Genomic DNA, 23,911 nt, shown 5'->3' with positions numbered 1-23,911 from the left:
GCCTGCGTTTGCGAGCCTATTTCGAATACAGCGCGCTCGCCTGATAGGTGGCGTTGAGGTGACGCAGCCCAACCAATATCGCAGCACTCGCCGGTAGCGCCAGCAACAAGCCAAAGAATCCAAATACTTGCCCGAACGCCAGCAAGGCAAATATCACCGCCACCGGATGCAGGCCGATGCGGTCGCCTACCAGCCAGGGCGTGACGAAGAATCCCTCAATCAACTGTCCCACGCCAAACACGGCCCAAACCAATGCCACGCCGTTAATGGTTGGAAACTGCATGACTGCCGCCACGGTACCGAGAACAAGGCCAGTGCCACTGCCCAGATAGGGAACAAACACCAGCAACCCGGTGATGAGCCCGACCGGCAATGCAAAGTTCAGCCCGGCCAGCCACAGACTAACCACGTAATAGACCGCCATGATGAGCATTACGCTCACCTGGCCACGCAGAAATTCTGACAGGACGGCATCAACCTCTTTTGCCACAACCGATATGGTCGGGTGCATTTGACGCGGAATCAGCTTGTCGATATGCCCCAGCAAAATATTCCAGTCCCGCAGAAAGTAGAACAACACGACGGGGATAAGCAACAAGTTGATCATGAAACCAAGAACAGCGAGCCCGCCTACGCTAACCGAGGAAAACAGTTTTTTCGCGATACCCGACGTGTCCGCCAGATTGTCGGCCACGAATTGCCGGAACGAGGTGGGGTCAAGACTGATCGCGACGCCCAATTGCTCATTGAGCCACGGAATCGCCCGTGTTTTCAGCTGCTCCGCAAAGCTCGGAATCTGCTCAACAAGCTGAAGGATTTCCTTGTAGAAAAGCGGTAACACAATCAGCAGCAGCAGCAGCACGGCAAGCAGCAGCAACATGACTGCAATGCCCGTGCCTATTGCCCGCGACATCCCCCTCCGTTCAAGTTTGCTGACCAAGGGGTCAAAAATGTATGCGAGGATCGCGGCGGCCAGAAACGGTGCAAGTATCGGTGATAGCACCCACAGCAGAATCCCAAAACCCAAGCATCGCGAGCAGCATCGTGGCGACATTCCAATTCAGCCACGATGGCGTGGCCACACTTGCTGGCAGGCGGCGCGCGCGCAGTCGCTTGAGGAACGCGGGTGTCGTGCCGCGATCAAAGTGTTCGGGGAAATTTGATGTATTGCGCGGAGTTCTCCGGGGCATGTCAGGGGCAATTCCAGTAAAATTGAGTTGTGTCCGATTGGCGAGCGACAATCCTAACCCGCGAATCCACATTCCGCTAGCGTTCCATCCCAACCCCACCCCTACTCCACCCACCCCGCCAGCGTCGCAGGTTCAGGCGCCATCAAACTTTCCAGTCACAAAAAATGAATAACTCGCTCTCGCCCCTGACCTACAAAGACGCCGGTGTCGATATCGACGCAGGTGACCAGCTCGTTGAAAATATCAAGCCCTTTGCCAAACGCACCATGCGCCCGGAGGTACTGGGCGGGATTGGCGGCTTCGGCGCACTGGTTGAAGTATCGAAGAAGTTCAAGAATCCCGTGATGGTCTCCGGCACCGATGGCGTCGGCACCAAGCTCAAGCTTGCGTTTCACCTCAACAAGCACGATACCGTTGGCCAGGATCTTGTCGCCATGAGCGTAAACGACATTCTGGTGCAGGGAGCAGAGCCCATTTTCTTCCTCGACTACTTCGCCTGCGGGAAACTGAATGTAGCGGTGGCCACCGACGTGGTCAAGGGCATCGCCTACGGCTGCGAACTGGCCGGCTGCGCGCTGATCGGCGGCGAGACGGCCGAGATGCCATCCATGTATCCCGAGGGTGAATATGATCTTGCCGGTTTTGCCGTTGGCCTGATGGAAAAAGCAAACGTCATCACCGGCAAGTCCATTCGCGCGGGTGACGTTGTGCTCGGGCTCAAGTCGAGCGGCGCGCATTCGAACGGTTATTCATTGATCCGTAAAGTCATCGAGCGATCGGGGGTCGATTTGCATGCCGCGCAAAACCAGCAATTGGCACTCGACCTGTTGGCGCCGACGCGCATATACGTCAAACCGCTGCTGGCGCTACTTGACGCACACCCGCAGTGGGTAAAAGGCATGGCGCACATCACCGGTGGCGGCCTCACCGAGAATATTCCGCGGGTATTGCCCGACGATGTCATGGCCGTCATCAACGGCAAGTCGTGGGATGCTCCACCGGTATTTGCATGGTTACAGCAACACGGCCAGATCGACGATCAGGAAATGGCGCGAACCTTCAACTGCGGTATCGGCATGGTCGTTGTCGTTGCAAACGAGCATGCCGACACGGCGACGCGGTTCCTGCAGGGCGCGGGGGAAACGGTGTTCTCGATCGGCGAAATTCGCGCGCGACCGCCAGGCGCGGCGCAGACCGTGGTCAATCGGAAAAATGCGTGAACTCTCGCACTGGCGCGCCTCCACAGGCGATTATGGCCTGCGAACCGCGCCAGAGCTAGAGTTTGTCAGTTTATCGCTACACATCTGTTGATCCAATGTCCCCATGAAATCCTTCGTCATACTCATCTCCGGTCGCGGCAGCAACATGGAGGCGATCGTCAAGGCGCAATTGCCGATAGAAATTCGCGCGGTAATCACCAACCGGCCTGACGCGAAAGGGCTCGGCTTTGCGTCCACGCAGGGCATCGCAACCGCGGTAGTCGATCACAAGGCGTTTGCGTCGCGCGATGCGTTCGACGCCGCACTCGCCGAGACCATCGACCAATATCGCCCCGATTACATCGTGCTGGCCGGTTTTATGCGCATCCTGACCGATCAATTCATCGCGCGTTATCCCCATCGGATCGTCAATATCCACCCGTCGCTTTTGCCTGCGTTCCCGGGTTTGCACACCCATCGTCAGGCGCTCGCCGCGGGCGTCAAGCTGCACGGCGCAACGGTTCACTTCGTCACACCACGGCTGGATCATGGACCGATCATCGTGCAGACGGCAGTGCCCGTCTTGCAAGACGATTCGGAAGACGCACTGGCGACTCGGGTACTGGTCCAGGAACATCACATGTATCCATTGGCGATCAAGTGGCTTGCCGAGGGACGCGTGAAAATAACGCCTGGAGATGTCGTCCAGTTGTCGGGCCTGGACGTTTCTGGACAAGTCAGTAATGCCCACCTTGGCTTTCCATGCGAATAACTTGAATGCCGCGCTCAGTCAAATTCGGATTGATTTCATTTCTGCTGTCTGCCAGCGCCTTGATGGCGGGGATTTTGCATGCCCAAATCCATGCCGCCAGCCCGACGCAAATCATCGCCCACTACAAGATTCACAAGAGCGGCATCCTGATTGGCACCGTGGAAGAGCGCTTCACTCGTGACGGAGACACTTACAAGATCGTCTCGGATACGCACACTGCAGGCGCCTTGAAGTGGTTCTTGAACGATCAGGTCACGCTGAGCTCCGAAGGCAGGATTGGCGCGGCGGGGTTGGAGCCGGTTCGCTACGAGCTTAAGCGTCACAATGACTCGACAAAAAACGTGTCCGCCACCTTCGATTACGGCAAGAGCCAGATTGTTTCCACCCGCAACAATAAAACCGAATCGTTCGCCTTGCCGCCGGGCACGCTTGATCGTATTTCAGCAATGTACCAGTTTGCGTTTTTCGCTCCGCTCACGCCGGAAGTGACTTTTTGGATGAGTCAGGGCAAAGAAGCCGAGCAATATCACTATCGCAAACAAGGTGAGCCGACTATCAAGATTGGCGACGTCTCATATACCACCGTGCACTATGCGCGTGAGACCCGGCAAGGCCAATCCCAAGCGCAACTCTGGCTTGCCAGGAATCAGCATCACATACCGGTGAGACTCATGTTTGAAGACTCGCGCGGCTTGTCTCTGGAGCAGACTCTGGTCAGTCTGCAGACGCAATGACAATGCACAAATCATAGGCATGCACACCAACGCGCCCTCCATTGCCATGCCGCCGTCAAACGCGGCATGGCCGCTTATGCACAGTCGACGCGTACTCGCATTCGCGTTCCTGCTCTCGACGGCGCTGCATTTTTTTGCCTGGCTGGCAACGCCGTATTTCATTCAGGCCTGGCGTGAGCCGGCGGCGGCACGTTTCGATGCGGTACTCGTGCCAATAGTGGATTCGCAGCCCATCTCTGCACCTGTGCTTAAGGCCTCCGCAAGTCGCGGCAGGCGCGCGACGAAGGCCGTCGCACCCAAGCCAGCACCGATACCACGCTCCGACACCCCCTTTGCCGCACCGGAGAACGCAATCGCCATTGATCGCCCAACCGAAACCAGCGATGAGAATGGTTCGATCGCTGCTTCCGCGTCCGATCAAAAGTTAGCCACTGCGGCGGATAGCAACACGATTGCTGCGGCGACGCCGGCAATTGTCGAGGCCATCACTACAACAATTCCGGTTGCGCTCGCGCAGAAAGATCCCGAACCGTCGCCGCTGGAATTACCATCGCGCATATCAATTGCGTACAAGATGACTTCCAGCATTTCTGATGGAGTGGCTGATTACAAATGGACACGCGATGGCGATCGTTTCGAAATCGACAGCAGCATGCAGGCCACCGGGTTCATTATCGGAAATTTCGTCGGCGTTTTACATCAGGTCAGCCGCGGTGTAATCACCCCCGCCGGGCTTCAGCCCAGTTCATTTCAGATAAGACGTGGTGACGCAGCGGCGGACACGGCGGATTTTCTGCGCGCCTCAAACGAGTTGAAATTGACACGTGGTGGAGACTCTCGCCTGCTGCCTTTGCCACCGCTGATACAAGATATGCAGAGTTTTCTGTTCCAGTTGGCTTTTGACGCGCCCAAAATGCAGCGCGCGGATGACCGGCTGGAAGTACTGGTCACAAACGCCCGAAAAGTGTATCGGCACCGCTTCAGGCAAGTCGGCATTGAGACGGTCGAAACCCGCTCTGGCCCCATAGAATCCGTCCATTTGCGCAGCGAGGCGAGCGACCCCGAGGATACCTACGAGGTTTGGCTGGCCCCGGATAATTTCCATTTACCCGTAAAAATAAAGTTCTACGCCGGGCGGTTCCCCATTGAATTAATTGCGACAAGTATCCGTACTACGCCATAATTCGCCTGTGGCACGCAATTTCGCGTCCTTTTCGGTCCTTTCTGGTCGCTCCGACCTCTTCCTGCATGTCATTTACTCCCGCCCAATTCAATACGCTTGTCGAAGCCCTCACCGTTGTACTTCCGCTGACCTCTCCGGCTGACATACAGCTAAAACGATTCTTCCGCGAACACGCAAAGCTCGGCGTGCGCGATCGCGCCCTGATTGCCGAAACCGTTTATGCCGTGCTGCGGCATCGGCGCGCCATAGAAAGTATTGCGACCGATGGCGTACCACGCAAGATGGCGTTGCTGGCCCTGACGCGTTTTCAGGGCATCAGTGCACGCGAATTGATGACCATTCTTAAAAAGAGCGAGAGCACGTGGCTGGGCGAGGCCAAGTCACATCCTGCCGCCAATCCGCCCATCGGCATCGCCTCTGAGCTGCCGGACTGGGTCATCGCGCGACTCAAGGTTTTCATGAGCGACAAGGAAATTGTCGCTCTCGGTCGCAGCATGATGAATCCGGCGCCACTGGATTTGCGGGTGAACACGGCGAAAGGCAAGCGTGATGCTGTCATGGGGCAACTGCAAAAGGGGGGAATCGTCTGCGCCGCTACCCCGTATTCTCCGATCGGGATTCGTCTTGAGAGCAAGATCTCTCTCTCGCAACACGCGGCATTCCTTGAGGGCTTCGTTGAAGTGCAGGATGAGGGCAGCCAGTTGCTGGGGCTGTTGATGGAAGCCAAACGCAGCGAGATGGTGGTGGATTTCTGTGCGGGTGCGGGCGGCAAGTCGTTGTTGCTTGGCGCGGTCATGGCCTCGACCGGGCGCGTATATGCGTTCGACGTGTCCGAAAAACGCCTGACTAACCTGGGGCCGCGTTTGAAACGCTCCGGGCTCTCAAACATCACGCCGCAGAAAATAGACACAGAGAACGACGCGCGCATCAAACGATTGGCGGGCAAGATTGATCGCGTACTGGTTGATGCGCCGTGCACGGGATTGGGCACATTGCGCCGCAATCCAGATTTGAAGTGGCGCCAGACCGACCAGGGCGTGAAAGAACTCAACGTGAAGCAGGCCGCGATTCTCAAATCCGCATCGCGCTTGGTCAAGCCGGGAGGCCGGCTGGTGTACGCAACCTGCAGCTTTTTGCCGGATGAAAATGAGCATATCGTCACGGAATTCCTCACGTCGCACCCCGATTTCAAGCTCGTGCCGGCCTCGGCCGTGGTCGCGCGTCTCAAATTACCGATCAAGGACATGGGAGAGTATTTCCGCTTGTCCCCGCAACAGCATGGAACCGACGGTTTTTTTGCGGCCGTGATGGAGCGCCGCAAGTAGTCCATGCAAAACCTCGCGGCTGATTTTGACACGCTCGTCCAGCAGTTCAATTCTGGTCGCGCATGGTGGCAGCTGGGAGTTATCGCCGCGGGTTTCCTGGTCAGTTGGCTCATTGCCGGTCAGGTGCGTGCCAAGCTGCCGGCGGACCTTGAGCCGGGCGCCCTCAAGATCGGTGCGGGCGGCGTGCATCGCCTGGTATTCCCGCTCCTCGCGCTGATATTTGTCGCGATTGGAACCTTTGCGCTGTCGAAATGGCAGCCGGTGCCACTCCTCAAGATTGCGATCCCGCTCATTGCCTCATTTGTCGGCATTCGCCTGGCAGTCTACCTTCTGCGTCATGTGATCCGGCCGAGCCCGATGCTGAAGGCATCGGAGCGAATCATTGCCTATGGTGTTTGGGGGATCGTTGCACTGTATCTCACGGGTATTCTTCCAGAAATCAGTGGCGCGCTCGATGACATCAGCTTCGCAGTGGGCAAGCAGAAAATTACCCTCCTCTTGATCCTGCATGCCGTTTTTTGGTCTGTGTTTACGGTATTTGTCGCGCTGGCGATTTCCCGCATTATTGAAAAACGCCTGATGTCGGCAGGTTCGCTTGACATGAGCATGCGGGTGTTTTCGGGAAAGATTATTCGCGCGTTGGCCGTCACACTCGCAATCCTGATTGCCCTGCCGATGGTGGGCATCGACATTACGGTGTTGTCGGTATTTGGCGGCGCGCTAGGCGTCGGATTGGGTCTGGGTCTGCAAAAAATTGCCAGCAACTATGTTAGTGGATTTGTCATCCTGCTTGACCGGTCAATCCGCCCCGGTGATCTGGTCACCATCGGCGACCGCCAAGGCGTTGTCGCGGATATCAAAGCCCGCTATACGGTGCTTCGCGGCCTCGATGGAACCGAGGCCATCATTCCCAATGACAGCATCATTTCCAACACGGTGCTCAATCACTCATATTCCGACCCAAAAATTGCCGTGAAGACGCCCGTGACCGTTGCCTATGAATGCGACTTGCAACAGGCGATGACATTGCTCCTGGCGGCAGGCAAATCGCAGCCTCGTGTGCTGGCCGATCCGGAGCCTGCAGTCTGGATCGTGGGTTTGGCAGACAACGGCATTGAATTGGAGTTGACAACCTGGATTCGCGACGCGGATCAAGGGCAGGCATCATTACGCTCGGGTATTCTATTTGAGGCTTGGCGGATGTTTCGCGAACATGGGATCGCAGTGCCATACCCTCAGCGCGAGGTTCGCATCATTCAGGCAGCGGTTCCGTTACGGCCAGTCAATTCTGAATAATTTCATTTCAAATCATTCATTTACGCAGAATCGCCGGCATTTTTTGGCAAATTATCGTAAAATGGAATCCTAAGAAGAATATTGATTTTCGTTCGGAGCGCTCACAATTGAATATCCCTGATTTTCTTGCAACTGGTTTGATCGACCTTCCATGGTGGGGGTACATCGTCGTTGCACTCGCATTGACGCACGTTACCATCGCGGCGGTGACCATATTTTTGCACCGCGCCCAAGCGCACCGCGGACTGGACTTGCACGCCATCCCCAGCCATTTTTTCCGCTTCTGGCTCTGGCTTGCGACCGGCCAAGTCACCAAGGAATGGGTATCCATCCACCGCAAACATCACGCCAAATGCGAGACGCCGGAGGACCCGCATAGTCCGATCGTTTACGGCATCAAGAAAGTGCTAACACAAGGCGCGGAACTGTATCGCATCGAATCCAGAAAGCCGGAAACAATGGAAAAATACGGGCACGGCACGCCCGATGACTGGATCGAGCGCAATGTCTACAGCCGATTCAGCTGGCAGGGCGTGGGACTGATGCTGATAATTGATCTGGCGCTGTTTGGGCCAATGGGTGCGACCATCTGGGCCGTGCAGATGGCGTGGATACCGATCCACGCCGCCGGGATTATCAATGGTATCGGTCACTATTGGGGCTATCGCCATTATGCGGTTAACGACACCTCGACCAACATCACGCCGATTGCATTCTGGATTGGTGGCGAGGAGCTGCACAACAACCACCACGCATTTCCAACATCCGCGCGTTTTTCGATGCGCTGGTATGAGTTTGATATCGGCTGGCTGTACATAAATATCCTGCAATTCCTCGGTTTGGCAACCGTGAAAAAAGTTGCGCCGCGTCCGCGCTTCAACTTAAACAAAATGGTTTGCGATGGCGAAACGTTGCAAGCCGTTATCGCGCATCGCTACGAAATTGTCACCAAGTACGCGAAGACTCTGAAGTCCACATGCAAGGAAGAAATCGCCAACCTCCGCCAAAATGGCAGCACGCCACTCGCGTCCATGCGGGAAGGCAAGGCATTGCGCAATTTCCGTTATTGGCTGCGTAGCGATGAGGGGCAGCTCAGTGCGGAAAATCGGGCGACGCTTCAGGAAACGCTCAAGCAAAGCAACAAGCTGGATACGATTTATACCTTTCGCCAGGATCTCGCCAAGCTCTGGGAGCGGTCCACGCTATCCAAGGAGGAACTGGTTGCAAGGCTTGAAGACTGGTGCAAGCGCGCGGAAGCGACCGGCATTCAACAGTTGCAGCAATTCTCTCGTCAGCTTCGAAGCTACGCCTGAGGACCCGCACAAGGTACCGAAAAAAAACCAGCCGAAGCTGGGTTTTTTTCATTGCGTATCTACAACGATTGAATTACTTCAGCTTCGTCTCTTTATATGCAACGTGCTTGCGTGCCTTGGGATCGAACTTCATGATCTCCATTTTTTCGGGCATGGTTTTCTTGTTTTTGGTCGTGGTGTAGAAGTGACCAGTACCGGCGGTTGATTCGAGCTTAATTTTTTCTCTCATGATCTATTCCTTAGATGGCCACGCCACTGGCGCGCAAATCGGCGAGCACGGCGTCAATGCCATTCTTGTCGATGGTACGAAGGCCAGCGTTGGTCAGGCGCAGACGCACCCAACGATTTTCGGATTCGACCCAGAAACGGCGGTACTGCAGATTTGGCAGAAAACGACGCTTGGTCTTGTTATTCGCGTGGGAAACATTGTTGCCCACCATCGGGGCTTTTCCCGTTACTTGGCAAACGCGTGCCATAGAACACCTCATTAAACGATTTAGAAGCGGACCGAAAAAACCGGTTCCATTAGTTGTTGATTACCAGCGACGTTTCCATACTGGCGCAAACCGCAGCCAGCCCAAAATTATATACAAAACCAAGCACTTGGCGCAACTGTTTCCTCGTGAATTTGTCCCATTCACCCGAGAATCCCTTGTTCTGCAAACGAAAGCGAAGCGCCCGGCGCCACAATGAAATGATCGAGTACCCGAACGTCAACGAGCGCCAAGGCGTCGGCCAACGCCTTTGTCAGCGATCTGTCCGCCGCGCTCGGGCTCGCCTCACCAGACGGATGGTTGTGGGCAAGGATGACTGAGGCGGCATTATGAGCTAGCGCCCGCTTTACGATTTCACGAGGATAGACGCTGGTCTGCGTCAACGTGCCGCGAAATAATTCTTCGACTGCAATAACCCGATTTTGCGCAGTCAGGAAAACGGCCACAAACACCTCGTGCGGCAGACGCGCTAACGTCAGCCTGAGGTAATCCCTCACCGCCTGGGGTGAGTTCAACGCGTCTGTCTGCTTCATTTCTTCGTCGAGTGCCCGGCGCGCCATTTCCAACACTGCCTGCAATTGCACGTATTTGGCGGCCCCCATGCCCTTGATGCCGCAGAGCGCAGATTCACTGGCTGAAAATAGCCCAGCAAGTGAGCCGAAATGTTCGACCAGCTCGCGGCCGAGATCGACAGCGCTTTTGCCCTTGACCCCAACTCGTAGAAAAATCGCGAGCAATTCTGCGTCCGACAGGGCGGCTGCACCCTGCTTGATCAATCGTTCGCGGGGGCGTTCGTGCTCGGGCCACTCGGTAATTGCCATGGGTTCGAAAAATCCTGTGTAAAATTCTGGAATGGCTGAAGAAACTGTAAAACGAATCGTGTTGGGCATCACCGGCGGCATTGCGGCCTACAAGTCAGCCGAACTCACTCGTCTTTTGAAAAAATCCGGAATCGATGTTCAGGTCGTGATGACTGACGCGGGTACCCGGTTCGTCACCCCTGTCACACTTCAGGCCTTGTCTGGAAATGCGGTATTCGTCGACACTTGGGACGGCCGTATTGCCAACAACATGGCGCATATTGAGCTTTCCCGAAACGCTGACGTCATCCTGATTGCGCCGGCCAGTGCCGATTTTCTGGCCAAACTGGCAAATGGACTATGCAACGACCTGCTCTCAACGCTTTGCATCGCTCGTCAGCCGACATGTTCGTTACTTGTTGCTCCTGCGATGAATCGCGAAATGTGGGAAAACCCCGCAACCCAAAGAAACGTCGCGCAATTGCGTGCCGACGGCATTCGGGTACTCGGGCCCACCAGTGGCGACCAGGCATGCGGCGAGACGGGGATGGGCCGAATGCTGGAAGCGGATTCACTTGTAGCCGAAATAGAAGCGTTTTATCGGCCGAAAGCACTCGCGGGCAAGCGGGCACTGGTGACTGCCGGCCCGACCTTTGAACTGATTGACCCGGTCCGCGGAATTACCAATCGTAGCTCCGGAAAGATGGGCTATGCGATTGCGCGCGCCTTGATTGAAGCAGGCGCCGAGGTTGTGCTGATTAGTGGGCCGACGGAAATTGAGCCGCCATATGGAGCAAAGAAAATTTCCGTGCAAACAGCTTCACAGATGTTAGATGCCGTTAGATGTAATTTAGGCGCTATTGACTTATTTTTCGCGGTTGCTGCCGTTGCCGACTACGCGCCCGCCAGCCCGAAACAACAGAAAATCAAGAAATCTCCCGGCAACATGACAATTGAACTCGTGCCGACAATCGATATCCTTGCGTGGGTTGCCGCTCAACCGAGCCCACCCTTTTGCGTTGGCTTCGCCGCCGAAAGCGAGAACGTCGTCGAATATGCGCGCATAAAGCGTCAAAAAAAGGGAATTCCCATGATTGTCGCCAATTCTGCCACCTTGGCAATTGGTTCGGACCTGAACGAAGTTACCATCCTGGATGGGGATGGCGAACACCATGTCGCGCAAGCATCAAAAGCTCACATTGCGCGAACAATTGTCGCCCACGCGGCAGAATTATTCTCAAAGTCCCCCCTCATAGCCGGCATCAAAACCAAAGAAAATGCATAAACTCGACGTACGCGTACTTGATAGCCGTCTGCTGGATCAATTACCGCATTACGCAACGCCGGGCTCAGCCGGGCTCGATTTGCGCGCATGCGTCGATGCGGCGGTCACGTTAAAGCCCGGTGAATCCACCTTGGTGCCGTCCGGAATTGCGATTCACCTTGGTGATCCAACTTATGCGGCAATGGTGTTGCCGCGCTCCGGCCTGGGCCACAAGCACGGCATCGTGCTTGGCAATCTTGTCGGGCTCATCGACTCCGATTACCAAGGGCAAATCTTCGTCTCCGTCTGGAATCGTGGCCATGCCGAATTCACGATTCAGCCTTTGGAGCGAATTGCGCAGATGATCATCGTCCCCGTGTTGCAGGTTGAGTTCAATGTCGTCGCCGACTTCAACGCTTCCACTCGCGGCGCGGGCGGCTTCGGCAGCACAGGAAAGCAGTAGCCGCGCATCCCGCGTACGCCCAATGGAATCCGTCCGCGTTTATCTCTTTTTCTGCGAACTCCCAAAAATCATGTCAATTCGCCTTCCCTTGTTTTTGTTGACCGCGCTGGTTTCTGCATCCTTCATCAGCTCAAACCCTGGGCATGGTCAAAGGAAGTTGCAGCGCCTCTGCCCACCATCACACTGAAAGCCGGCAACCAGACGATTCGCGCAGAAATCGCCGCAACTGATGAAACGCGCCAGAAAGGCCTGATGTTTCGGGAAAAAATGGCAGCCAACACGGGCATGCTATTTGTCTTTCCAGATATCGCCTACCACGCCATGTGGATGCGCAACACGCCTCTTCCACTTGCCGTCGCGTACATGGATGACGCGGGCAAAATTGTGAGCATCCACGAAATGCTGCCGTTCACCGAGACCACCCATCAAGCGGCTGGCCCGGCGCGCTTTGCCCTGGAAATGAACAGTGAATGGTTCAAGCGAAATCAAGTCAAAGCAGGCGACACCATTAAAGGGCTGAATAGAGCACCCAAGCCCAAATAGGCGACCTGATTGCCTGTATCAAGCGCCACGATCGCCTTGGCTTGATTAATATCGCGTGCATATCCGCAGCCGTAAAGGCAGCACGCAAACAGATTGGTGACCCGCAACGGCAATCCCGCAGCGCCATCAAGACGCTTTCGTGTCCAGGCGGCCCAAATACGCGGGTCATGCTGATCGAGCCTGGAATCAACAGTCGGCACATCTTGACTTTCCATTGACAGCGACACGCGATCCGCGCCAAACAGCGTTTGCCAGCTACAACCGCATTCGCCGTCGTGGAATGCAAAATATGCGCGGCTTTCGCCCTCATCCAAACATGATTCTTCCGTCGCAACAAGCAGCGCGGGCACCTCGCGCACCAGGCTTTCTTCCGCAAGGCACGCTGTCAGCCACGGGGCAACGTTCACGACATGCAGCGAACGGGTTGAGGGGTCCAGAACGGGCATGAGCATGTTCGCCAACGCGTGCGCTGGCGTGCGGATACCGAGCCGATTTCGCAACGACAACATCGCAGCCAACCCCGGCGAAAACAACGCCGCCGGCAAGAGTGCAAGGCCATTTTCAGCGAACTGCGATGCAGCTTGGCCACGCGTCGCAGAGGGAAGGACGCCGAATTCGCGAAATATGCCGGTATTGAGCAGTCCGCAATGCGTTTCGACCGCCCCGTGGACCAGAACGCGAACGCCCGTGCGTCGCAGCAGCAACGCCACCAGCGGGATTTCCGGGTATGCATTTTCATCACCGTAGTTTGGGAAAACCACGACCGGTGCTGACCCTGCATCGACCAACAAGGGCGTCATGCGATCACGAATCGCATCATTCAACCCAAGGATTATTTCCGCGAAAGCGTTTGCGGTTCGTGGCGATTCGAGCGACATCGACACAGCCATCAGCGCGCCGATTTCCAGGTCAGTCGCGCCGCCATCCAGCACCGCGGCAAACGCATCGCGCATCGTGACAGGATCAATTGCCTGCGCAGACGCTGCGCCATGCGCATCAAGGCAACGAGATGAACAAAGTGCCCTGACGACCTTGGTGATATCCGACATTGCAGGTTCCGCGGTGATGATCGACGATGTACCGTAAGCATCGCGCGTGCCAGAAGTGTTTCATGCCCTGCTGCTTATCGACAAAAGCCTCGCAAACACCAAACAATCACTGCGCCAAGCAAAGAAATCGCACCATGCCTGTGCTGCCATGTCGCTGAGAAGTGCCCAACGAACGATGTTGGTGCAATCCGACGCGATGATTTTGGAGCCGTCGACAGGCAAATTATTCCGGCTGCCAATCCCATTCGCGCCAGCCGCCCAGAAGTGGAAAATACAGACCAAGCTTGACCGCTGGCGCTAGAAGCGAGGTGTGCATCGCCCGAAGCAGTTTGGCATACGTTTCCAGTTGTTCACGATAGCGCCTCTTCTCGTTATCGAGGAACGCGTCGACATCCGCACCCTCGTGGCTACCGGTCTTGAAGTCGATGATCCAGCGTACCCCGTTCTCATCGACAAACGAACGGTCGATCGCGACATTTATCCTGGAATCGCCGGCGAGCCCAGTAACACACCACTCGGAGCATGCATTTGGGTGCGGCTCCAGAATCCAGCGTCCCCGCGAATCGCTCAGTGTGTGCATCAGGGCTTCGGCTACACGACCGGCTGCCGTGGGCAGCTCTGCGTTCGCGACCCCGAGTCGCTCGAGTTCGCGCCCAAACCGCCGCGTCGATGCCGCGACGCGTTCGACGTTCCAACGATCCAATCCGTCTTCCGCGATGAACTGCAGATACGCATGCACCACCGTGCCGACGTGTCGTGCCGTCTCGCTGGCCCAGTCAAAATCGATCGCGCCGTTCTGCGGCGCAACTTTATCAGCCGTGTCGCGCGCACCACGCGAAAAGGAGATCGGCAAATTGGGCATAGGCTGCATTGCGCTTACGCGCATGGCGCGACAGGCGACTTGCAAACCACGCGCCGAACAGTTTTGTGCTGGAACGAAACCGTCCGCCTGCAGGGCATCGCCGCGTACGTTTGGCTCATCGAGAAAAACGCCAGACACCGCCGGCCACAGCGAGGCCAGCAAGCTCGTCCCTCGCGGCGGCACCAACCTTGCCACACCGCCACCATCATCCCCTACATCATTTAACATCACTGTCGCAAGCAAATGCAGCCGGTGTTCGGCGCGCGTGGCCGCGACGTAGAGCAGTCGCACATCCTCCTGTTGCTGCTTGTATCGATCGCACTGCCGCACGTAGCGGTAGATTGCGTCCGTTTCTTCGCCTGCCCCGGTTTCTCGAATTGGCGCCAGCAACAGTTCGCTCCCACCATGCTCCTCTACGAGTTGCTCGGTCCATACCAACAGTTTCCGGTCATCCTGTCGCGGCGGTCGATGCAGGCCGGGCACAATCACCGTATCGAATTCCAGACCCTTCGCTTTATGGATCGTCATGATTTGCACGGCTGGCACTTCCAGACCGTCGCCGGAAACGAAGCTGCTCGCAAACAGTTTTTCCACGCCGCTCTCCAACGTCGCCAGGTCGATGATGTCGCTTCCACCCGCCTGTGCTTGCGCCTCGGTTTCGAGCAAATCCAGAAACTGCACAGCATCATTCAGGTCGCGGGCTTGCGGCAAGCATGCGGGACCAAGCAACGCGAACCAGGTGCTTTCGACCAGTTCGCGCAGCGGCAATCGGCGCCGCAGGCGCAATGCCGACGCCAGCACAGCACAAACGCGCGCAACCCGCATTTGACCGTCCGCGGACAATGTAGAAGTTCGTTCCCCATCGCAAAGCATTTGCCATACCGTGCGAGCGTCTGGCGCAAGCGCCCCTTCGACAGGTTCCGCGCCATTTGTCAGCGAGGCGAGGTCGTTCAGCGTCAAGCCGCACCATGGTGCTCGCAGCACGGCAAGCCACGCAATCCGGTCCGCCAGATGCAGCAAGGCACGAGTGAGAGACAGCAAATCCACGACCACCGGGCATTCCTTCAGTGGGTCGATATCCACGGCGCGGAACGGGATATCCGCCGCCTTCAGCGCGGGCACGATATCCTGAAGATGTCCACGATTGCGAACGAGAATGGCAATTTCCACGCCGGATTCGCTTTGCCGCCGCGCGCGGATAATGTCGACCACGCGCTGCGCTTCCACTTCGCCTGCTGAGGCGATGGTGACGGCGTCTTCGGGCTCATCCGCATTGGCGTCGAGCCCGGCCGTCCTCATGCGCACAAGTTGAGGATGCCACACCACGGCAGACATCATGGCGGGTAATTCAGTTGGTGACTCTTCAGCGCTGGCCGCATACGCGATGCTCGGTGCATACGGCACATCATCGATGCCGGCTTCGTCCACGGACGGCATGATCTGGCTGAACGTATCATTCACCCAGTCCACCACGCCGGATTCGGAGCGAAAGTTCACCTGCAAGGTCAATGGCTGGAGCGAAACGCTGCCGATACCGGCGCGGGCAGCACTCATAAACAATCCCACCTCCGCTTCGCGAAATCGATAAATGGATTGCATCGGATCGCCCACCGCCATCAGTGTGCGTCCATCGCCCTCACTCCAGCCGCGAGTGAGTTTTTCCAGCAATTCGAACTGCGACAACGAGGTGTCCTGAAATTCGTCGATCAGCAAATGGCGAATTCGGTAATCGAGCGCCAATGCCAAGTCGGTCGGCGCACCATCGTCACCGAGCGCACGCGCCGCCGCCTGGGAGATTTCCGTGAAATCGCATTGCCCCTGCGATGCAAATACGCTCCACAACTGCGCAGTGGCATACGGCAGAAGCCGAACGATAGCGCCAAGCACGACCCACTGTGAATCGGTATATTCGGCAGGCGGCATCACACGCAATTGACCCAGGGCCGCAAGCAGACGCTCGCCATGTGGTCCCCCTGATGCGAACCGTTCCAGCAGGTCCCCCATCCTGTTCTTCCATGCATCGAGAAGCGCCTTCTCCGCTTTATTCGAACTGGAGGGAAATCCGGTGTTTTTGTTGAGGCCACGGCGCTTGCGCCAAGAGCCGTCTTTCGTCAGCAGCAAGTCGGCGATCCGCAGCCACACCGGCATGGCTTCTGCGTCATCCGCTGGAAAATTCACGATAGCATCGATATCACAAACTCCAGCATCCACGGCACTTCCAGGCCGATTTTGCCCTGCGTACCTCGCCAGCGCTAGGGTTTCGCCCTTTTCTCCAAATGGATAAAGAGCCGCCACGCGCGAAACCGTTTCCGCGCGCACGCGCACGAGTCCGGCTTCAAGTGCATCGCGTTCATGCATGGTCGGCAAGTTGCGTAACCAGTGATCGCGCGAGCGCAACATGTCCGCAAGCAGGCTTTCTGCCACCGCCAGATTATTGTCGAGGTGCGCGAGCAGGATCGCGACATCGTCCGCCACCGCGTCGCCCGCGTTCACTTGCGCCAATACGTTGCGCGCGGCTTCGCGATAGAGCGCACTCGCGTCATCGACGCTTTCCGGTTGCGCCCCGAATCGTGCCGTCACCGGCATTTGGCGCGTGATCGACGCATTCATTGAGTCGATGGTCTGGATGCGCAAGCGCGACGGAGTATTCGCAATCTGCCAGCCCCGTACGGCATCGCGCGCAAGCGCCTCGCGGGCAAGTTCACGCGTGGTCACATCGTCAAAATTATCGTCATTGCATTCCGACGTGGTCGCCGACGCAAATGCCCGAAGCACGCGTGCACGCATTTCCGCCGCAGCCTTGCGCGTGAAGGTGATTGCCGTGATTTCCTCGGGCTCATCCACCCGCGCCAGCAAGGACAGGTAGCGTTGAATGAGGAGTCGCGTTTTTCCCGACCCTGCGGGCGCACGCACGATGAACGAACGCCGGATATCCAGCGCGCGTTCGCGCGCGTCCTGATCCGCCACCGGGCTGACGCGTTTACTCATCTGGCTTACCTTCGCCAGTATGGTCGCCATCGAAATCGGCCACGTCGCCATTCTCCATCGCCGCATAAGCCGACATCTCGGCAATCCGGCAAACACTCTGCAAATCGCATTGTGCGCACGTCAGATTGCCGTTCTTGGGATCGACTTGCGCGGCACCACTGGCGAATCCTTTCGCCAATGCGTCCAGTGAAGTTTCCCATTCCTGGGCAAGCACATCCCAGGAAACGTAACCGTTTTTTTCCATCCCACGTTTTTGCTCGATGGGCGCAACATCGGGCAACAAATTCTCGACCATCGAGACGCCTTCAAAACCGAATACCTTTCCGCGCTGACCACGCTTCAATCTCGCGAACGCCAACGCGGAAACCGGCTCCTCAGCGGAAATGAAATACATCGGTAATTGCGGCTCGTCGGGACGATTCCCCAGCCAACTGGAAAATTTGGCGACTCCGGTTTTGTAATCGATCAACGCATGGGTGCCATCGGCCAGCCGGTCCAATCGATCCAATCGCAAATTCATGGACAGACCGGATATTGTTGCGGCCCGCTTGCGCTCTCGCTCGACAACCTCGAATGGCGCGCGTTCGCGTTCGTAATCCAGCCATTCCCCGATCACACGCGTGAGCCGTGCGTGCTCAATTTCCACAAAGCGGCCGGTGAGACCGTCCACGCCATTGGCACTCGCTTCGGCAATCGCCCGCGCGACGGCATCATTCACAATCTCATCGAGTTGATTGTCTTCACGCGACAAAAGGCCTGCGTGCGTCTCGATGCGCCCCCATACCAGGCTCAACACGCGATGCAAAAGCGTGCCGCGTTCTGCCGCATCCAGTCCCGCATGCGGTACTTCCAGGCCTCGCGCCAGCAGGCGGTGGCGTGCAAACGAGCGAAACGGGCACGCCGCTTGATCGCGTATCACACTGGTGCCGCCGCGAACCGCCGTCGGTGCGGGAAGCGCTTCAAAATTAGCGTCGGGAATTGCCTCGCGGGCACCGATGGTCTGCAGGGCCGCGGCAAAATCCGCATCCGCCGATATCGCCAATATATCGGCGACGGAGGAAAGGGGAATGCTGCGAATCAAGGCGCTTGGCTCACGAATCTGTTCACCCGCATCGTGGCCGGATGCACGCAGCGCGTGGCTGAAAACCACATGACCGGCGCTATTGCGCCAGCCGTCGGTGATGCGACTATCGAGCACCAAGGACGCCGAGGCCGACGCTTCAGTCACGCCCGCTGCCCGCTGCAGGACTGCCGGAATAAACGGCGCGGGCCTCGCCGCCAGCGGCCACGCATCGTCACTCAATCCAGTCACCCACAGCGCGTCAAATTGTTGCCCCGCGGATTCCAGTATGCCCAACACCTGAATGGGCGGCTCGATTCCCCCGGTTCCCGCGGACGTTTCCGGCTGGAACACGGTATCGGCGACGATTCGGCGCAACTGCGTTAGCGCCTCTTCGAATTTCATGCGCGGCTTTACCGCTTGCAGCGTGCCGAGGCTCGCAAGCGCGTCACGGAATTTTCCAAGCACCTGATGCTCAATCGAGTCCAAACCCGCGTCGCCGGGAAAGCCCCACGCCCTCAACACATTTGCGAAGTGCCGGCCCCAGTCTTGCGGCGAGGACGGCATCGGCCTCTGACGCGAATCGCCATCGGGACGCGCTGGCTGGCTGCCTAAACTGGCGACACGATCTATGGACGCGCAAAGCTTTTCGCAGTGTGATACTGCAAGAGCAAGGGAGCGCAGATGCGCACGCTCCGGATCGGGTTTGCTCGCCAGTTTCAGTTTTTTCTGCAGCGAAAACAGGCTCATTTCCATTGGGGCGATCTCGCGCAACGCTGCGTCCAGCGCAGCCCGCCATGTGGCTTCAGTTTCCGCACCGGCAACATACGGCGAGCGTAGCAGCGCGCTGAACGCCAGAAACGACATCGCGTGTCCTTGCGAAAATTCAATCAAGGCTAACGCATCATGAACCAGCGCAAAGTCGCTTAGCGGCTGACCCAGCGAAACATTGACCCACGGCATCATCTCGTCGTGGTGGGTGCGTACGTTCGCGCGCTCGCGGGGCAACAAGGCATCAGTGAGGGCGCGCACGATTTGGCCGCGGCGCATGCGCAGATCCGGCATCACAATGGCGATTCGCGCGCGCGGATTTTTCTCCAGCCGTTGCCGTGCCCAAATTGCACAACCGCGCAGCTCTTCATTTTCATCGGCAAATTCGATGCGATTCAACATGACGTGTTGTTGATCCGCGTCTGCATTGACTGACTGCACTGCCACACCGGCGGCGATACACGCGTCGAAAAAGTGTTGCTGCTGGGGCGTGACGATATCGAAGCCCGCCGTGATAAGTTGGGTGGGCAGCGTGCCCGAACGATCATCACCCGGGATCAGCGTCATCAGGGCATCCGGCAGCATCGCGGCGTCAATCATATTGCGCTCACGGCAAAGTTTTTGATACTGCTGCGACCAGCTCATGAAAATCCGGGCGTCTTCATGCAGCATAAAACTACGCAATGCCGGAAACAAACGCCATTCATGCGCCAATTGCCAAGCCGCGAACGCCTGCTTTGCGGCCTGCGGAACACTCATCAGCCCACCGCGCTCGTCGGATTTCCGGACCAATTCCTCCCAGATAAACTGGCACTGAATACCATTGAGAAGCTGCGGCGGCGGAGTTGACGCCATGGTTCTGAGGTTGAGCGTGCGGTATGCACGCTCAAGAAAAGTCTCCAACGGAAGGATATCGGCGGTATCCCAAGCCTGCCGGCCCTGGCGGCGCTGGGCGTCGTCGTATTCCCGCTTGAGAAAAGTGGCCAAGCGCCGGTTCGGCGTGACAACCGTCACGCGAGCGCCACCGGCAATCGAGTCATGCAGCAGCAGAAAATCCAGTCGCCCGGCAGGCAATTTCATTTCAGGCCGCTTTCATATCCCTTGAGCGGAGCCTGCGGGAAATCCGCGGACAGAGGCGGGAATACCGGTGGCCTGTCTCGCCACGCAGCGCTACTTTTCGAGCAGATGCGACTTTTCTTTGACCTTCGCCCATTCGTCTGCGTCTGCCGGGGCGTCCTTACGCTCGATAATCGGCTTCCATGCCTTGGCCAACTCCGCGTTGATCTTGATGTACTTATGCTGGTTATCCGGCACATCATCTTCCGCGAAAATTGCTTCGACAGGGCATTCCGCGACACACAGCGTGCAATCGATACATTCATCCGGATCGATTACCAGAAAATTCGGGCCTTCCCGGAAACAATCCACCGGACAGACGTCAACGCAATCGGTATATTTGCACTTGATGCAGGATTCAGTCACAACGTAGGTCATGGAACAGCCTTGAAATAGCACATGGACAGCCCAAATTTTAACAGACCCGGGCGCCCAGTGATTCGGTTCCGCAATGCATTTTTCATCTCCCTGATTTGCGTCCGCCGGGTCTGCGACCTTCGATCCGCCTTTGCCACCCGTGCCATGAAACAGTGGCATAATTCACCATACGTTTGAAGAATCAGAGGTTATCTGTGAGCAATGACATTGTTTATGTATCCGATGCAACCTTCGATTCCGAAGTGCTGCAAAGCGCAACTCCGGTCTTGGTGGATTACTGGGCGGAGTGGTGCGGGCCATGCAAAATGATCGCCCCCATTCTTGACGATGTTGCCAAGGAATATGCCGGGAAACTGAAAATCGCCAAGCTCAATATCGATGAAAACCAGGAAACACCACCCAAGTACGGTATCCGCGGCATCCCCACGCTCATGCTTTTCAAGGATGGAAATGTCGCCGCAACCAAGGTTGGTGCGCTATCCAAAGTCCCAGTTGGCTGCATTTATTGACGCCAACATTTAATTGACAAGGACGTGCGAGCGCCCTATTCTTTCGCTTCCGGTCAAGTCTGCGTCGATTCCAAATCCGTGGATGTCCTTTTCAGTCACACCTCTGCAGCGAATCCCAACTACTTGAGTTGATGCCCGGTTTTCAGGAAGTTGCCTGAAAATCATTCTGCGGAGCCACACTTTTTTTGCGGATTTTCGTCCCGCCACCTTTGCCCTATTTTCCTGTCTTCCATTCCGCTGCTCTTCTCCCCTTCCCTTCCTTTTTCCTCCTTCCTGCGGCATAGCCAATGCAACTATCTGAACTCAAATTGAAACACGTCTCGGAACTCGTCGAAACGGCCAACCAGCTCGAACTCGAAGGCGCCAATCGCCTGCGCAAACAGGAGCTAATCTTCGCGCTGCTGAAACACCAGGCGAAAAAAGGCGAGGCGATCTTTGGCGATGGCACGCTGGAAGTATTGCAGGACGGCTTCGGTTTCCTGCGCTCGCCGGATATTTCCTATCTGGCCGGGCCCGACGATATTTACGTGAGTCCATCGCAAATTCGCCGTTTCAATCTGCATACCGGCGACACCATCGAAGGCGAGATTCGCACGCCCAAGGAAGGCGAACGCTACTTTGCACTGGTCAAGGTGGACAAGGTCAACGGCGAGGCGCCGGAGGCTTCCAAGAACAAGATTCTGTTTGAAAATCTGACGCCACTGTTCCCGAACAAGCCGTTCACCCTGGAACGCGACATCAAGTCGGATGAGAACATCACCGGCCGCGTCATTGACATCATCGCGCCGATCGGCAAGGGCCAGCGCGGCCTCCTGGTCGCCTCGCCGAAGTCCGGCAAGACCGTGATGCTGCAGCACATCGCGCACGCCATCACTTCGAATCATCCCGATATCACGCTGATCGTGCTGCTAATCGACGAGCGTCCGGAAGAAGTCACCGAGATGCAGCGAACCGTCAAGGGCGAAGTGGTTTCAAGTACCTTTGATGAGCCTGCCACCCGCCATGTGCAGGTCGCTGAAATGGTTATTGAAAAAGCCAAACGCCTGGTTGAACACAAGCGTGACGTGGTCATACTGCTTGATTCCATCACACGCCTTGCCCGTGCCTACAACACCGTGGTGCCGGCATCCGGCAAAGTATTGACCGGTGGTGTCGATGCGAACGCGCTTCAACGCCCGAAGCGTTTTTTCGGCGCCGCGCGGAACATCGAGGAAGGTGGCTCACTGACCATCATCGCGACTGCGCTGATCGACACCGGTTCGCGCATGGATGATGTGATCTACGAAGAATTCAAGGGAACCGGCAACATGGAAGTGCACCTTGACCGGCGTGCCGCCGAGAAGCGCGTCTATCCCGCGATCAACGTGAATCGTTCCGGTACGCGCAAGGAAGAACTGCTGATCAAACCGGAACTGCTGCAGAAAGTCTGGGTGCTGCGCAAGATGATGTACAGCATGGATGAGCTCGAAGCCACCGAATTCCTGGTCGACAAGCTCAAGGCCACGAAGAACAATGCGGAATTCTTCGATTCCATGAAGAAGAACTGATCCAACCGAATCGTTGCCTGACGCGCAGTCGGAGTATCGAAACATACGCCAAGGAACAGCGACTAGACCTGTTTTTTCGCCGGGTCCGCGGTCGGCGCATCGCGTACCTCGCGCTGCCGGATGCCCGTCACGAGCGACATTTTCCATGGCTTGGTGCCGACGGCCATGCCAATGGTCTGGCGTTGGTCCGAAGGGAGATAGGAATCAAGTTCGGCCAGCTCGTTGAATTCCTGACCGATGCGTTCGAGCTTGCGTTGAATGAGCGCATAAGATGGGCCGGAAAGTTCACGCATTTCCAGGCGGAACATGCCGCCTTCGCCAACAAAATCCCCGGCAAGAAAATCGCCAATGACGCGGTTGCCATGCACTTGGCGGATGGGTCCGTCGTTACGCAGCCGCATGGTTCGGGGAATGAGCAACCTGACGCGATCATTGGGCTGCAGCATGATCAGTCCCAGATGGTCAAGCTTGGCCAGCAATGCAATCACCTCTGCCTTTTCGATCTCATACCGTTCGAGAATATCGGGCAGGTGCCAATCGTTCAATACCAGGTAGAAAATACCAAGCAGACGCGCATCCGCAGCCAGCGCGGCTTCTTGTTCGACGGTCATTTCCTGGGCTTGCGCGGTATGGTTGCGAGCCAGTTTGGTTACCTCAAACAGGTCAACATCCAGACAACCGCAAACTTCCTCGAGCCGCTTCAGCGTCAGCGCCTCTTTCGCGAACATGCGTTTGACACTAGCCTCAGATAGATCAAGCGTGTGCCCAAGATCTTTATAGGTCATTCCGCGCGCGCGCAACAGCCGCTTCAGCGCTTCGACCAGAAGCGATGTCTGACCTTGTGAACGAGGCGATTTATCAACGGGTAAATCCACAGCAAAGGCCTGTTGGTATTATTTAGTGATACCAATATAGAACATTATTACGTTTTGTGCACAATAAAGAATCATCCGTTGCCCATTGCCTCGCGCTGCACGATTTGTATCCGCCAACATCAGGATTTTGCCTTTTCCCCCAACATGCGTCATAATTATCGACTCCTCAAAACACTTGTT

20 protein-coding genes and 1 pseudogene are annotated in these 23,911 nt (G+C 56.7%); 12 read left to right on the top strand and 9 right to left on the bottom strand.

Annotated features, from left to right (window positions below; translation table 11 throughout):
- Window positions 1–16 precede the first annotated feature (16 nt).
- Window positions 17–1,054 carry an AI-2E family transporter gene (locus IPP88_00915; protein MBL0121335.1) on the bottom strand — a complete coding sequence of 346 codons (1,038 nt, stop codon included), beginning with the start codon at window positions 1,052–1,054 and terminating at the stop codon, window positions 17–19.
- A gap of 300 nt (window positions 1,055–1,354) precedes the next feature.
- Between IPP88_00915 and purM the strand changes: the two genes are divergently transcribed.
- The 7 genes from purM (at window position 1,355) to IPP88_00880 (ending at window position 9,012) form a co-directional block, all read left to right on the top strand.
- Window positions 1,355–2,410 (top strand): phosphoribosylformylglycinamidine cyclo-ligase, encoded by a 1,056-nt coding sequence (gene purM / locus IPP88_00910; GenBank protein ID MBL0121334.1) that lies wholly within the window; start codon window positions 1,355–1,357, stop codon window positions 2,408–2,410.
- Window positions 2,411–2,513: 103 nt separating this feature from the next.
- Window positions 2,514–3,161: a phosphoribosylglycinamide formyltransferase gene (locus IPP88_00905; GenBank protein MBL0121333.1), complete on the top strand. Its 648-nt coding sequence runs from the start codon at window positions 2,514–2,516 to the stop codon at window positions 3,159–3,161.
- A 5-nt stretch (window positions 3,162–3,166) separates the two neighbouring features.
- Complete coding sequence (locus tag IPP88_00900) at window positions 3,167–3,895, top strand: DUF3108 domain-containing protein (protein MBL0121332.1); 729 nt, start codon at window positions 3,167–3,169, stop codon at window positions 3,893–3,895.
- Window positions 3,896–3,914: 19 nt separating this feature from the next.
- The gene (locus IPP88_00895) at window positions 3,915–5,078 is read left to right on the top strand and encodes a DUF3108 domain-containing protein (protein MBL0121331.1); all 1,164 of its coding nucleotides are present in this window, start codon (window positions 3,915–3,917) and stop codon (window positions 5,076–5,078) included.
- A 65-nt stretch (window positions 5,079–5,143) separates the two neighbouring features.
- The gene (locus tag IPP88_00890) at window positions 5,144–6,403 is read left to right on the top strand and encodes an RsmB/NOP family class I SAM-dependent RNA methyltransferase (GenBank protein MBL0121330.1); all 1,260 of its coding nucleotides are present in this window, start codon (window positions 5,144–5,146) and stop codon (window positions 6,401–6,403) included.
- Window positions 6,404–6,406: 3 nt separating this feature from the next.
- Entirely contained in the window at window positions 6,407–7,699 is a 1,293-nt protein-coding gene (locus IPP88_00885) for a mechanosensitive ion channel (protein ID MBL0121329.1), read from the top strand.
- Between the two features lie 107 nt (window positions 7,700–7,806).
- On the top strand, window positions 7,807–9,012 hold the full coding sequence (locus tag IPP88_00880) for a fatty acid desaturase (protein ID MBL0121328.1): 1,206 nt from the start codon (window positions 7,807–7,809) through the stop codon (window positions 9,010–9,012).
- A 73-nt stretch (window positions 9,013–9,085) separates the two neighbouring features.
- On the opposite strand, the gene rpmG is transcribed toward IPP88_00880, so the two are convergent.
- The 3 genes from rpmG to radC all read right to left on the bottom strand — a co-directional run bounded on the left by rpmG (window position 9,086) and on the right by radC (window position 10,327).
- A complete protein-coding gene (gene rpmG, locus IPP88_00875) occupies window positions 9,086–9,241 on the bottom strand; it encodes a 50S ribosomal protein L33 (protein ID MBL0121327.1) in 156 nt (51 codons plus the stop codon).
- A gap of 10 nt (window positions 9,242–9,251) precedes the next feature.
- Complete coding sequence (rpmB, locus tag IPP88_00870) at window positions 9,252–9,488, bottom strand: 50S ribosomal protein L28 (protein MBL0121326.1); 237 nt, start codon at window positions 9,486–9,488, stop codon at window positions 9,252–9,254.
- Window positions 9,489–9,649: 161 nt separating this feature from the next.
- Window positions 9,650–10,327 carry a DNA repair protein RadC gene (gene radC, locus IPP88_00865; protein MBL0121325.1) on the bottom strand — a complete coding sequence of 226 codons (678 nt, stop codon included), beginning with the start codon at window positions 10,325–10,327 and terminating at the stop codon, window positions 9,650–9,652.
- Between the two features lie 31 nt (window positions 10,328–10,358).
- Here radC and coaBC point away from each other — a divergent pair, with 31 nt between their 5' ends.
- From coaBC to IPP88_00850, 3 genes are all read left to right on the top strand, one after another.
- On the top strand, window positions 10,359–11,591 hold the full coding sequence (gene coaBC / locus IPP88_00860; GenBank protein ID MBL0121324.1) for a bifunctional phosphopantothenoylcysteine decarboxylase/phosphopantothenate--cysteine ligase CoaBC: 1,233 nt from the start codon (window positions 10,359–10,361) through the stop codon (window positions 11,589–11,591).
- On the top strand, window positions 11,584–12,033 hold the full coding sequence (gene dut, locus IPP88_00855; protein MBL0121323.1) for a dUTP diphosphatase: 450 nt from the start codon (window positions 11,584–11,586) through the stop codon (window positions 12,031–12,033). The genes coaBC and dut overlap by 8 nt, the downstream gene beginning before the upstream one ends.
- A gap of 117 nt (window positions 12,034–12,150) precedes the next feature.
- Window positions 12,151–12,576 (top strand): DUF192 domain-containing protein, encoded by a 426-nt coding sequence (locus tag IPP88_00850; protein ID MBL0121322.1) that lies wholly within the window; start codon window positions 12,151–12,153, stop codon window positions 12,574–12,576.
- Here the strand turns inward: IPP88_00850 and IPP88_00845 are convergent.
- From IPP88_00845 to IPP88_00830, 4 genes are all read right to left on the bottom strand, one after another.
- The gene (locus IPP88_00845; protein ID MBL0121321.1) at window positions 12,519–13,625 is read right to left on the bottom strand and encodes a hypothetical protein; all 1,107 of its coding nucleotides are present in this window, start codon (window positions 13,623–13,625) and stop codon (window positions 12,519–12,521) included. The genes IPP88_00850 and IPP88_00845 overlap by 58 nt on opposite strands.
- A gap of 223 nt (window positions 13,626–13,848) precedes the next feature.
- Window positions 13,849–17,475: a UvrD-helicase domain-containing protein gene (locus IPP88_00840; GenBank protein ID MBL0121320.1), complete on the bottom strand. Its 3,627-nt coding sequence runs from the start codon at window positions 17,473–17,475 to the stop codon at window positions 13,849–13,851.
- Complete coding sequence (locus IPP88_00835) at window positions 17,468–20,386, bottom strand: PD-(D/E)XK nuclease family protein (GenBank protein ID MBL0121319.1); 2,919 nt, start codon at window positions 20,384–20,386, stop codon at window positions 17,468–17,470. Before IPP88_00835 ends, IPP88_00840 begins: the two co-directional genes overlap by 8 nt.
- Before the next feature lie 90 nt (window positions 20,387–20,476).
- Window positions 20,477–20,800, bottom strand: coding sequence for a ferredoxin family protein (locus IPP88_00830; protein MBL0121318.1), 324 nt, complete (start codon window positions 20,798–20,800; stop codon window positions 20,477–20,479).
- A 194-nt stretch (window positions 20,801–20,994) separates the two neighbouring features.
- Between IPP88_00830 and trxA the strand changes: the two are divergent.
- Window positions 20,995–21,322 (top strand): annotated as a pseudogene (trxA, locus tag IPP88_00825) (thioredoxin TrxA).
- 274 nt (window positions 21,323–21,596) lie between these two features.
- Window positions 21,597–22,856 carry a transcription termination factor Rho gene (rho, locus tag IPP88_00820; GenBank protein MBL0121317.1) on the top strand — a complete coding sequence of 420 codons (1,260 nt, stop codon included), beginning with the start codon at window positions 21,597–21,599 and terminating at the stop codon, window positions 22,854–22,856.
- A gap of 62 nt (window positions 22,857–22,918) precedes the next feature.
- Here rho and IPP88_00815 read toward each other — a convergent pair whose 3' ends face one another.
- Window positions 22,919–23,731 carry a helix-turn-helix transcriptional regulator gene (locus IPP88_00815; GenBank protein ID MBL0121316.1) on the bottom strand — a complete coding sequence of 271 codons (813 nt, stop codon included), beginning with the start codon at window positions 23,729–23,731 and terminating at the stop codon, window positions 22,919–22,921.
- Window positions 23,732–23,911: the final 180 nt, after the last annotated feature.

Source organism: Betaproteobacteria bacterium, from assembly GCA_016720925.1.
In the GTDB taxonomy this organism is placed as follows: domain Bacteria; phylum Pseudomonadota; class Gammaproteobacteria; order Burkholderiales; family Usitatibacteraceae; genus UKL13-2.
This window is presented reverse-complemented; position numbering and strand designations above follow the sequence as displayed.

Bases quoted from the DNA above. Each gene is read 5' to 3' on its own strand.
- IPP88_00845 (MBL0121321.1), bottom strand. From the start codon at position 13,625: ATGTCGGATATCACCAAGGTCGTCAGGGCACTTTGTTCATCTCGTTGC.
- IPP88_00905 (MBL0121333.1), top strand. From the start codon at position 2,514: ATGAAATCCTTCGTCATACTCATCTCCGGTCGCGGCAGCAACATGGAG.
- purM (MBL0121334.1), top strand. From the start codon at position 1,355: ATGAATAACTCGCTCTCGCCCCTGACCTACAAAGACGCCGGTGTCGAT.
- IPP88_00830 (MBL0121318.1), bottom strand. From the start codon at position 20,800: ATGACCTACGTTGTGACTGAATCCTGCATCAAGTGCAAATATACCGAT.
- IPP88_00900 (MBL0121332.1), top strand. From the start codon at position 3,167: ATGCCGCGCTCAGTCAAATTCGGATTGATTTCATTTCTGCTGTCTGCC.
- rpmB (MBL0121326.1), bottom strand. From the start codon at position 9,488: ATGGCACGCGTTTGCCAAGTAACGGGAAAAGCCCCGATGGTGGGCAAC.
- coaBC (MBL0121324.1), top strand. From the start codon at position 10,359: ATGGCTGAAGAAACTGTAAAACGAATCGTGTTGGGCATCACCGGCGGC.
- IPP88_00895 (MBL0121331.1), top strand. From the start codon at position 3,915: ATGCACACCAACGCGCCCTCCATTGCCATGCCGCCGTCAAACGCGGCA.
- IPP88_00915 (MBL0121335.1), bottom strand. From the start codon at position 1,054: ATGTCGCCACGATGCTGCTCGCGATGCTTGGGTTTTGGGATTCTGCTG.
- radC (MBL0121325.1), bottom strand. From the start codon at position 10,327: ATGGCAATTACCGAGTGGCCCGAGCACGAACGCCCCCGCGAACGATTG.
- rpmG (MBL0121327.1), bottom strand. From the start codon at position 9,241: ATGAGAGAAAAAATTAAGCTCGAATCAACCGCCGGTACTGGTCACTTC.
- IPP88_00890 (MBL0121330.1), top strand. From the start codon at position 5,144: ATGTCATTTACTCCCGCCCAATTCAATACGCTTGTCGAAGCCCTCACC.
- dut (MBL0121323.1), top strand. From the start codon at position 11,584: ATGCATAAACTCGACGTACGCGTACTTGATAGCCGTCTGCTGGATCAA.
- IPP88_00840 (MBL0121320.1), bottom strand. From the start codon at position 17,475: ATGAGTAAACGCGTCAGCCCGGTGGCGGATCAGGACGCGCGCGAACGC.
- IPP88_00885 (MBL0121329.1), top strand. From the start codon at position 6,407: ATGCAAAACCTCGCGGCTGATTTTGACACGCTCGTCCAGCAGTTCAAT.
- rho (MBL0121317.1), top strand. From the start codon at position 21,597: ATGCAACTATCTGAACTCAAATTGAAACACGTCTCGGAACTCGTCGAA.
- IPP88_00835 (MBL0121319.1), bottom strand. From the start codon at position 20,386: ATGAAATTGCCTGCCGGGCGACTGGATTTTCTGCTGCTGCATGACTCG.